2 protein-coding genes are annotated in these 2641 nt (G+C 76.9%); one reads left to right on the forward strand and one right to left on the reverse strand.

Annotated features, from left to right (window positions below; translation table 11 throughout):
- Nucleotides 1–1496: cell division protein PerM (locus CR470_RS37235; protein ID WP_107489548.1), on the reverse strand; the 1496-nt coding region annotated here is incomplete at its 3' end.
- Nucleotides 1497–1622: 126 nt separating this feature from the next.
- Between CR470_RS37235 and CR470_RS37240 the strand changes: the two genes are divergently transcribed.
- Nucleotides 1623–2641 (forward strand): helix-turn-helix domain-containing protein (locus CR470_RS37240; protein ID WP_097872140.1); only part of this gene is annotated, 1019 nt, incomplete at its 3' end.

A 2641-nucleotide genomic window follows, 5' to 3' on the forward strand; every position in this document is an offset into this window, starting at 1 on the left:
GCCATCAGAGATGTGTATAAGAGACAGGAACCGCCCGACGCCGCATCGCCGGACGCGCCCGCCCTCCTCCCCCGCCCACGCCACGGCGCCCACCAGCGGCGCGGGCGCCCGATGACGGCCTCCGTATCCGCCTTCTCTTTCTCCTCGGCCGCTGTCGCTGTCGCCGCCCTCGCTGTCGCTGCCGCTGTCACCGGAGGTCCATCCCCTTCCGGTACGTCCCTGCGCCAGGCCCAGCCCGGGGTGCGCAGTCGCCACCGGCGCAGCAGCACGGCCGCCGGTACGCCGATGCCCGCGGTCCACGCCAGCGCCGCCGGGCCGGCCAGCCACCACACCGGGCCGAACTCCCGCAGCGCCCCGGTGCCGAGCGGCCCGCCGGCCACCGCCATGAGCAGCGCCGTCACGGCACCGCACCCCAGCGCGGCGAGCAGGGTCACCAGCACCGTCTCGCGCCGGCTCCACGCATGGGCACGGGGTGCGTCGGCGGGCGCGGCCCTGCGGGCGGTGAACCAGGCGACCGCCAGCCCGGCCGCCACCGGCACCGCCAGGGCCGCCCCGTACAGCGGGGAGCCCGGCCCCTGATCCGGCACGGCCGCCAGCAGGGGGAAGGGGGGCGCCGTCGGGGTCCCGTCGAGGCCCAGCGGGGTGGCGGTGGCTCCCGTACCGAGCGAGAAGCCGGGCCCGAGCCCGTACGACGCTCCCCACAACGCGGCGTTCGGCACCAGCGAGGCGGCCAGCAGGAGCACGGCGAACCGCCCCGACCAGTCGCCCGCGAGCCCCAGGAACGCGTCCTGCGCCGCCCCCGCGTTCCGGCCGAGCGCCACCGCGACCAGCAGCGCACCGCCTCCGAGCAGCACCGTCACACCCACCGCCGCCGACCGGCACGCCGCCTCGGCCCGGTCGCGGAAGAGCGTCGGCGCGATCGCCTCCTGAAGCGCCAGGGGCGACCAGGACGGCAGGGGCCCGAGTGGCCGCCCGGCCGCCGTCCACACCCCGGCCGCCGCCGCACCGGCCACCACCAGCGCCACCGGGAACACCAGCGTGTCCGCGTCCGGGCGCAGCGAACCGTCCCTCGCCCAGGCCGCCGCCCCCGCCACGACCAGCAGGTATCCCGCGGTCACCGCGCAGAACGCGCCCGCCTGTGAAGGCCTGGGCCGCCCGTCCTCCGGCTCCGCCGCATCGCGCGCCGCGCGGTGCGCCAGCCAGACCGGGCCCACCATGAGCAGCAGCGGCACCACGCCGACGGGGGCGGGAACCCCGCTCAGGGTGTCGGGCCGCACGAGTCCCGCGCCGTGCGCGAGCAGCCAGACCCCGGCCGCCGCGCGCAGTGCCCCGCCCGGTCCGCTGTCGGGGTACGGGGAGCTGATCCACAGCACCATGACCAGCACCGCCAACGACCCGAGGCCGAGTCCGGCGGCGACGGCTCCCCGCACCAGGGCGGAGGCCAGGGCCAGGGTGCGGTTCCGCTCGGCCGTCGCTTTCGGGCTGCGTTGCGTCATTTGGGTCACGCGGCCCATGCTGCCAACGACACGCGCTTATATCGCGTAACGCGCGAACAGCCGTTGTGTCGCTCAATATACGTTTATGTACTTTTTCACCCAGTGCGGCGCTGCCGGGGGTCGTCCATGACCCGGAGCACGACCGACGAGGCCGCCGCGCCGCCGCTGCCCTCCCCCAAGGAGCGCCGCAGACTGCGCGAGGCGAAGTCTTTGAGCGAGGAGCAACTTGCGGCGGCCGTCGGCGTCACGCGCGCCACCGTGCGCTCCTGGGAGACGGGGCGCACGAGCCCGCGCGGACGCAAGCGCGCGCTGTACGCGAAGCTCATCGCCCCCGAACCGGAGGCGCCCGCCACGACACCACCAGCGGCTGTGGCGGCTCCGGCGCCGACGGCTCCGGAGCCCCTCCCGGACACCGCTGCGGAAGCCACCCCGGAACCCCTTCCCGAAGCCGCTCCGGAACCCCTTCCCGAAGCCGCTCCGGAAGTCGCTCCGGAAGCCTGCCCCCAAGCCCTTCCGGAGGTGAAGGCGACGGTGCGGGCGGAGTCGGCGGCGGTGACGGCGGCGGCGGTGACGGCGGTGACGGCGGTGACGGCGGTGACGGACACGGACACGGGCGCCGGTGCGGAGGCGGCGGAGGCCGGCGGGCGGCGCCTCTCCCCCGCCGAGGCGTTCGACGAGCTGTACACCCGCACCGCCCCCGGCCTCGTCCGGCAGGCCTACCTGCTCACCGGCCGCCGCGCCCTGGCCCGCGAGTCCGTCGAGCGCGCCTTCCAACTGGCCTGGCACCGCTGGCCCGAGGTGGCCGTCGACCGCGACCCGGCCGGCTGGGTGCGCGCGGCGGCGTACGAGTACGCGATGTCCCCCTGGCACCGGCTGCGCCGCGCGCACCGGCACCCCGACGCCCCGCCCACCGAACCGGGGAAGCAGGCGCTGTTCGGCGCGCTGCTCGACCTGCCCCCGGCCTACCGGCGCACGCTCCTCCTGTACGACGGGGTCGGCCTGGACCTCCCGGAGACCGCGGCCGAGACGGAGGCCAGCACCCCGGCGGCGGCGGGCCGTCTGATGACCGCCCGCGCCGCCGTCGCCGAGCGGCTCCCCGAACTCGCGGCCGCCGGCTCGCCCGCCGAGCAGTCGGCCCTGCTGCA

The organism is Streptomyces sp. rh34, assembly GCF_002551245.1.
Classification (GTDB): Bacteria; Actinomycetota; Actinomycetes; order Streptomycetales; family Streptomycetaceae; genus Streptomyces.